7 protein-coding genes are annotated in these 7494 nt (G+C 65.5%); 4 read left to right on the top strand and 3 right to left on the bottom strand.

The window, feature by feature from the left end:
• From EN781_RS20165 to EN781_RS20150, 4 genes are all read left to right on the top strand, one after another.
• Positions 1 to 865 (top strand): ROK family protein (locus tag EN781_RS20165; RefSeq protein WP_145965559.1); only part of this gene is annotated, 865 nt, incomplete at its 5' end.
• Entirely contained in the window at positions 866 to 1312 is a 447-nt protein-coding gene (locus EN781_RS20160) for an RbsD/FucU domain-containing protein (protein ID WP_126055827.1), read from the top strand.
• Positions 1309 to 2232, top strand: a complete 924-nt coding sequence (locus EN781_RS20155; RefSeq protein ID WP_126055828.1) for a carbohydrate kinase — start codon at positions 1309 to 1311, stop codon at positions 2230 to 2232. Before EN781_RS20160 ends, EN781_RS20155 begins: the two co-directional genes overlap by 4 nt.
• 303 nt (positions 2233 to 2535) lie before the next feature.
• Positions 2536 to 3678 (top strand): DegT/DnrJ/EryC1/StrS aminotransferase family protein, encoded by a 1143-nt coding sequence (locus EN781_RS20150; protein WP_126055829.1) that lies wholly within the window; start codon positions 2536 to 2538, stop codon positions 3676 to 3678.
• Between the two features lie 143 nt (positions 3679 to 3821).
• Here EN781_RS20150 and cysQ read toward each other — a convergent pair whose 3' ends face one another.
• Genes cysQ through cysD form a run of 3 tightly spaced genes read right to left on the bottom strand, consistent with a single transcriptional unit; the run spans position 3822 to position 7466 of the window.
• Positions 3822 to 4610, bottom strand: coding sequence for a 3'(2'),5'-bisphosphate nucleotidase CysQ (cysQ, locus tag EN781_RS20145; RefSeq protein WP_189347708.1), 789 nt, complete (start codon positions 4608 to 4610; stop codon positions 3822 to 3824).
• Between the two features lie 10 nt (positions 4611 to 4620).
• Positions 4621 to 6558, bottom strand: a complete 1938-nt coding sequence (gene cysN, locus EN781_RS20140; protein ID WP_189347706.1) for a sulfate adenylyltransferase subunit CysN — start codon at positions 6556 to 6558, stop codon at positions 4621 to 4623.
• 2 nt (positions 6559 to 6560) lie between these two features.
• On the bottom strand, positions 6561 to 7466 hold the full coding sequence (cysD, locus tag EN781_RS20135) for a sulfate adenylyltransferase subunit CysD (RefSeq protein WP_127400265.1): 906 nt from the start codon (positions 7464 to 7466) through the stop codon (positions 6561 to 6563).
• Positions 7467 to 7494 lie beyond the last annotated feature (28 nt).

The following is a 7494-nucleotide window of genomic DNA, read 5'->3' as shown; positions in this document are numbered from 1 at the left end:
GCGCTCGATGCTGCAGCACTCCTACCGCTATCCTGCGCCGCGCGAGACGGTGGAATTCGCGCTCACCGGCATGACCAGGATGCGCGGCGAGCTCACCCAGGCGCAGGACAAGCGCATTGCCGGGCTCGGCATCGCCATGCCGTTCGAATTGTGGAACTGGGCCGACACCGCCGGCGCGCCGCGCGAGATCATGGACGAATGGCGCCACCGCGACATCCGTTCCGACATCCAGGCGCAGTGCGACTTTCCGGTCTACCTGCAGAACGACGCCACCTCGGCCTGTGGCGCCGAGCTTGTCTTCGGCCAGGCCGGTGCTGCGCGCGACTTCGTCTATTTCTACATCGGCGCCTTCGCCGGCGGCGGCATCGTGCTCAACGGCCGGCTGTTCGGCGGGCCGACCGGCAATGCCGGCGCGCTGGGCTCGATGCCGGTGCCGGGACCGGACGGCAAGCCGACCCAGCTCATCGACGTGGCGTCGATCGCCATGCTGGAGAAGGCGCTCAACGCGCGCGGCGTCGAGGCCTCGCATCTGTGGACGTCGCCCGAGGACTGGGGCGACATCGGTCCCGAGCTCGACATATGGATCGCCGGCGCCGCGCAGGCGCTGGCCTACGCCATCGTCGCGGCCTCCTCGGTCATCGATTTCGAGGCGGCGGTGATCGACGGCTGGATGCCGCTGTCGGTGCGCGGCCGTCTCGTCGATGCGGTGAGAGTGGCCGTCGGCACGATCGACGGCGAAGGCCTGAAGTTGCCGGCGGTGCGCGAAGGAACCGTCGGCATCCACGCGCGGGCACTTGGCGGCGCCAGCCTGCCCCTGTCCGAGCGCTTCCTGATCGGCTCGACCACCATTTCCAGGAGCCCCTGAATGCTGATCGGCATCCCGTCGCTGCTTGGCCCGGAGCTTCTGGCGACGCTGCGCGCCATGGGCCATGGCGACGAAATCGCGCTTGTCGACGGCAACTACCCGGCCGAGCAGCAGGCGCATCGGTTGATCCGCGCCGACGGCCATCATCTGGTCCCCGTGCTCGACGCCATTCTGAGCGTGCTGCCGGTGGACGACGCCGTGCCAGAGGCGCTGTTTCGCGCCTCGGTCAAGGGCGACCCGGCGCTTGCCGATCCGGTCCACCATGAGATGGAAGCGGTCTGCGCCAGGCGCGCGCCCGGCCACAAGGTGGTTGCGCTGGCCGGCGCCGACTTCTATGCCCGGGTCAAGGCCGCGCACGCCATCGTCGCCACCAGCGAGCCCCGTCTCTATGCCAACATCATCATCCGCAAAGGCGTGATCTATCCGCCGGAAAGCCAGACATCATGATCCTCTGCTGCGGCGAAGCCTTGATCGACATGCTGCCGCGCACGACGACCGAGGGCGAGCCGGCCTTCGCGCCCTATGTCGGCGGCGCGGTTTTCAACACGGCGATCGCGCTCGGGCGGCTCGGCGCGCCGGCCGGCTTCTTTTCCGGCCTGTCGTCGGACCTGTTCGGCGGCCAGTTCCGCGAAGCGCTCGGGGCAAGCAAGGTCAGCTCCACCTATGCCCACACCTCGCCAAGGCCGACGACGCTCGCCTTCGTGCGGCTCACCAACGGCCAGGCGACCTACACCTTCTACGACGAGAACACCGCCGGACGCATGCTCACCATCGAGGATCTGCCGAGCCTCGGCGCCGAGATCGAGGCGATGCTGTTCGGCGCCATCAGCCTGATCTCCGAGCCCGCGGGATCGGCCTATGAGGAGTTCATGCGGCGCGAGCACAACAGTCGCGTCATGATGCTCGACCCCAACATCCGGCCGAACTTCATCCCCGACAAGGCAAAGCACCTGCGGCGCATCCGCGAGATGATGGCGATGGCCGACATCGTGAAACTGTCGGACGAGGACCTCAACTGGTTCGACGAAGCCGGCTCGCATGAGGACGTCATCCGCAACTGGCTGGATCGCGGACCGAAGCTGATCGTCGTCACCCATGGCAGCGAGGGCGCGGTCGGCTACAGCAAGAGCCACAAGGTCACGGTGACGCCGCAGAAGGTGGCGGTGGTCGACACGGTCGGCGCCGGCGACACGTTCAATGCCGGCATCCTCGCCTCGCTGCACGAACAGGGCCTGCTCACCAAGGCGGCGATCGGCGACCTGTCGGAAGACGCGATCCGCCAGGCGCTGACGCTCGGCGCCAAGGCGGCGGCGGTGACGGTGTCGCGCGCCGGCGCCAATCCGCCCTGGCGCCATGAAATCGCCTGATCGGCCGTCCATCCGGCGGCAAAGCCGCCCAGCCGGCTGATCACTTTATGTTTCCACCGGCCGAAAAGGCGCGAGAAAAGGCGCTGATTGCACCCTGCAAAGGCCGGATTTCCGGCACCTTGCGGAGAAGCAGGAGAGATCGGGGGTAACAGGCTGCGACATCCCGACAGGTCGCCATGCCCCCGGGCTGGCTTTCTCGGATTGTCCAAGTCTGGTACCAGCGGCGGTTAAGTTGTTGTTTCTGTGCGCGTCATGCCCCCGCCGCTTGCCCTTGTCGACACGCACCAACCCCTTGAGGCAGACATGCAGTTCATCGATCTCGGCGCGCAGCGCGAACGTATCCGCGACCGGTTGAAGGCCGCGATCGACCGCGTCGTCGACGAAGGCCGTTATATCCTCGGGCCTCAGGTCACCGAATTCGAGAACAAACTCGCGGCCTATGTCGGCACCAAGCATGTCGTGGCCTGCGCCAACGGCACCGACGCGCTGCTGCTGCCGCTGTTTGCGGCCGGCATCGGCCCGGGCGATGCGGTGTTCGTGCCGAGCTTTACCTTCGCGGCGACGGCCGAAGTTGTGGCGCTCGCCAAGGCCGAGCCGGTATTCGTCGATGTCGATCCCGACACCTACAACATCGACATCGCCAGCCTCGAGGCGGCGATCGCGATGATCAGGAAGGAAGGCAGGCTGAAGCCGAAGGCGATCATACCGGTCGACCTGTTCGGGCTCGCCGCAGACTACGAAGCGATCATGGCGATCGCCAAGCGCGAGGACCTGCTGGTGATCGAGGATGCCGCCCAGTCGATCGGCGGCTCAGCCGACGGCAAGTTCTGCGGTTCCTTCGGCCATGTCGGCTCGACCAGCTTCTATCCGGCGAAGCCGCTCGGCTGCTACGGCGACGGCGGCGCGATGTTCACCAATGACGATGCGATGGCCGACAAGCTCAGATCCTTCGCCTTCCACGGCAAGGGCGAAACGCAGTACGACAACATCCGCGTCGGCATCAATTCGCGTCTCGACACGCTGCAGGCGGCGATCCTGATCGAGAAGCTCGCCCTCCTCGAGGACGAGATGGTTGCCCGGCAGGTGGTGGCGCAGCGCTACGCCGAGGGTCTCGGCGATATCCTCAAGGCCTCGCGCAATCTGGACCACGGCCGCTCGGCCTGGGCGCAATACGCCATCGAGACGCCGAAGCGCGACGGGCTGAAGGCGCATCTGACGGAGAAGGGCATCCCTTCCGTCATCTATTATGTGAAGCCGCTGCACGTGCAGCTTGCCTATCGCGACTATCCGCGCACGCCGACCGGCCTCGCCGTTTCGGAAGAGCTGCCGAAGCATATCCTGTGCCTGCCGATGCACCCCTATCTCAGCGAAGCCGACCAGGACCGTATCATCGAGACGATTCGTAACTATATCGGCTCGAACTCGGCGCACGTCGCGGCGGCGTAGCCGTGCCCTCGGACGGGGAACACAGCAGAGCAGAATTCTTAACCGTTGCAATGCCTTAACGTCACGGCATGGATCCCAGGGTCTGCGCCACGTGGCTTCGCTCCAGGATGACGAAGCGATAGCTGGCCGTCAGTTGCAAGCGTTTAAGCTGCGCCCGCGCTTTTCCCGCTGGCAATGAAATGCGGGTTGGCGAAATCCGCGTCCGTGGCCTGGTCGCGCTTGCCGTAAGCGAGCGGCTTGCCGTCCAGCGTGCGCGTCATGCCGCCGGCGGCCCGCAGCACCGCGTCACCGGCGGCGGTGTCCCATTCCATGGTGCGGCCGAAGCGTGGATAGACGTCCGCCTCGGCGGCGGCGACGAGGCAGAATTTCAGCGACGAGCCGACCGAAACGATCTCGGCGGCGCCAAGGTCGCGGATGAAGGCATCGGTTTCCGGCGTGTTGTGTGAGCGGCTGGCGACCACGGCGAGCGGCATCCCCCCTGTCCGCACGGCGATCGGACGGCGGCCGGTGATGCGAAAATTGGCATCGACCTCGATCGCTTCCGCCCTGCCCGGCCGGCCCGAGAAGAAACGCCCCGTGCAGGGCGCGAAGACGACACCGATCTCCGGCACGCCGTGGCGGACCAGCGCGATGTTGACGGTGAAATCGGTGCGGCGGTTGACGAATTCCTTGGTGCCGTCGAGCGGATCGATCAGCAAGAAGGCGTCGTCGAGATCGGGCGTCGCAACGCCCGCCGCGACTTCTTCCTCGGCCACGCAAGGGATGTCGGGATAGGCGGCGCGCAGACCGGCGAGGATGATCTTCTCGCTCTCGCGGTCGGCTTCCGTCACCGGCGTGCTGTCCGATTTCGTGTCGACGGCGCAGCCTGCGTGGAAGACGCGCATCACCTCGCGCCCGGCATCCAGCGCCAGGCGCTCGAACACGCCGAGCATGGCCTCGTCGTCAGATGCCGCCGCCGCTGTCATATTGGTCTTCGGCAATGTCGCGCTCGTTCAGCCAGAGTTCCAGGGCCTCTACCATCTCCTCGGCCGTTTTGCCGAGCGTCTTCAGATGGATTTCGGGATTCTCCGGAGCTTCATAGGGTGAATCGACGCCGGTGAAATTCTTGATCTCGCCGCTCAGCGCGCGCGCATAGAGGCCCTTCGGATCGCGCCTGGCGCATTCCTCGAACGGCGTGTCGACGAACACCTCGACGAACTCGCCATCCGCCATCAGCTCGCGCGCCACGCGCCGCTCGGCGGCGAAGGGCGAGATGAAGGAGACGATGACGATCAGGCCGGCATCGGCCATAAGCCGGGCGACCTCGGCAACGCGGCGGATGTTCTCGACGCGATCGGCGTCGGTGAAGCCGAGGTCGCGGTTGAGGCCGTGGCGGACATTGTCGCCGTCGAGGATGTAGGTGTGGCGCCCCGAGGCGAACAGCTTCTTCTCGAACAGATTGGCGATGGTCGACTTGCCGGAGCCGGAGAGCCCGGTGAACCAGAACACGGCCGGCCGCTGGTTCTTCAGGTCGGACCGGCCGCGCTTGCCGACATCGAGCGACTGCCAATGGATGTTTTCGGCGCGGCGCAGCGAATGCAGGATCATGCCGGCGCCGACCGTGGCATTGCTGATGCGGTCGATCAGGATGAAGGCGCCGGTGGTGCGGTTCTCGGCGAAATTGTCGAAGGCGATCGGCGAGCGCGTCGAGAGATTGCAGATGCCGACCTCGTTCATCTCCAGCGACTTCGCCGCCTCGTGGGCGAAGTCGTTGACGTTGACGCGGTACTTCAGCTCGGTGACGGTGGCGCTCACCTGGTCGGTTTCGGTGCGCAGGATGTAGGAGCGGCCGGGCAGCAGCGCATGCTCGTCGAACCAGACGATGTTGGCGGCGAACTGGTCGGCGACCTGCGGCCGCGACGCCGGCGCGACCAGAATGTTGCCGCGCGACACCTCGACCTCGTCGTCGAGGACGAGCGTGATCGCCTGGCCGGCAACCGCTTGGGCAAGGTCGCCGCCATGGGCGACGATGCGCTTGACGCGGGACGACTTGCCGGACTTGGCGACGACGACCTCGTCGCCCTGCGAAACCGACCCGGACGCGATGGTGCCGGCAAAGCCGCGGAAATCGAGATTGGGGCGATTCACATACTGCACCGGGAAGCGGAACGGCAGTTCGACCACTGCCTCGTCGACCGATACGGTTTCCAGATGCTCGATCAGCGTTGGCCCCGAATACCACGGCATGTTGCCGGAGCGGCTGGAGACATTGTCGCCGTAGCGGGCCGACATCGGGATCGGCACGATCGTCTGGAAGCCGAGGCTTTGCGAAAACTGGCTGTAATCCTCGACGATCCTGTCGAACACCGCCTGGTCGAAATCGACGAGGTCGATCTTGTTGACGGCCAGCACAATGTGGCGAATGCCGAGCAGCGAGGCGATGATCGAATGGCGCCTGGTCTGGCGCAGCACGCCCTGGCGCGCGTCGATCAGCACGATGGCGAGATCGGCGGTCGAGGCGCCGGTCGCCATGTTGCGCGTGTACTGCTCGTGGCCGGGCGTGTCGGCGACGATGAACTTGCGCTTCGGCGTGGCGAAGAAGCGGTAGGCGACGTCGATGGTGATGCCCTGCTCGCGCTCGGCTTCGAGCCCGTCGACCAGGAGCGCGAAGTCGATGTCGTCGCCGGTTGTGCCGTGCTTGCGCGAATCGCGCTCCAGCGCGGCAAGCTGGTCTTCGAAGATCTGCTTGGTGTCCGACAGCAGACGCCCAATCAGCGTCGACTTGCCGTCGTCGACCGAGCCGCAAGTGAGGAAGCGCAGCAGCGACTTCTTCTCCTGCGCGGCCATGTATTCGCGGATCGAGTCGGTGGGGGCGAGGCTTTTGGCCATGATGTGGCGCATGCTCAGAAATACCCCTCGCGCTTCTTCTTTTCCATCGAGCCGGCTTCGTCGCGGTCGATGAGGCGGCCCTGGCGCTCCGAGGTGCGCGCCGTCAGCATCTCGCCGACGATGGCCTCCAGCGTGTCGGCATCGGACTCGATAGCGCCGGTCAGCGGATAGCAGCCAAGCGTGCGGAAGCGCACCATCCGGTTCTCGACCGCTTCGTCCGGACGCAACTGCATGCGGTCGTCGTCCTTGAGGATCAGCATGCCGTCGCGTTCGACGACCGGCCGTTCCTTGGCGAAATAGAGCGGCACAATCGGGATGTCTTCCTGCAGGATGTACTGCCAGATATCGAGCTCGGTCCAGTTGGACAACGGAAAGACGCGGATCGACTCGCCGGCGGCGATGCGGGTGTTGAAGATCTTCCACATTTCCGGCCGCTGGTTCTTCGGGTCCCAGGCGTGCTGGGCGTTGCGGAAGGAAAAGATCCGTTCCTTGGCGCGCGACTTCTCCTCGTCGCGGCGGGGGCCGCCGAAGGCGGCGTCGAAGCCGTATTTGTCGAGCGCCTGGCGCAACGCCACCGTCTTCATCACATGGGTATGGGTGTTCGAGCCATGGTCGAACGGGTTGATGTTGTCGCGCACGCCGTCCTCGTTGACATGCACCAGGAGGTCGAAGCCCAGCTTCTGCGCCATCTGGTCGCGAAAGGCGATCATCTCGCGGAACTTCCAGGTGGTGTCGACGTGCAGGAAGGGAAAAGGCGGCTTGGCCGGGAAAAAGGCCTTCATCGCCAGGTGCATCAGCACGGAAGAATCCTTGCCGACCGAATAGAGCATGACGGGCTTGGAGAAGGAGGCCGCCACCTCGCGGAAGATGTGGATGGATTCGGCCTCGAGCCGCTGCAGGTGCGTAAGTGCGATATTCATGGACTGTGAGCGTTCTCTCGTGCCATCC

The sequence above is a fragment of the Mesorhizobium sp. M4A.F.Ca.ET.090.04.2.1 genome, assembly GCF_003999085.1.
In the GTDB taxonomy this organism is placed as follows: domain Bacteria; phylum Pseudomonadota; class Alphaproteobacteria; order Rhizobiales; family Rhizobiaceae; genus Mesorhizobium.
Note: the sequence above shows the minus strand (reverse complement) of the source record. Positions and strands in the feature narration are given on the sequence as shown.

What these genes read in the sequence shown, in the direction of transcription:
- EN781_RS20160 (WP_126055827.1), top strand. Translation starts at nt 866, where the DNA reads ATGCTGATCGGCATCCCGTCGCTGCTTGGCCCGGAGCTTCTGGCGACG.
- EN781_RS20155 (WP_126055828.1), top strand. Translation starts at nt 1,309, where the DNA reads ATGATCCTCTGCTGCGGCGAAGCCTTGATCGACATGCTGCCGCGCACG.
- EN781_RS20150 (WP_126055829.1), top strand. Translation starts at nt 2,536, where the DNA reads ATGCAGTTCATCGATCTCGGCGCGCAGCGCGAACGTATCCGCGACCGG.
- cysQ (WP_189347708.1), bottom strand. Translation starts at nt 4,610, where the DNA reads ATGCTCGGCGTGTTCGAGCGCCTGGCGCTGGATGCCGGGCGCGAGGTG.
- cysN (WP_189347706.1), bottom strand. Translation starts at nt 6,558, where the DNA reads ATGCGCCACATCATGGCCAAAAGCCTCGCCCCCACCGACTCGATCCGC.
- cysD (WP_127400265.1), bottom strand. Translation starts at nt 7,466, where the DNA reads ATGAATATCGCACTTACGCACCTGCAGCGGCTCGAGGCCGAATCCATC.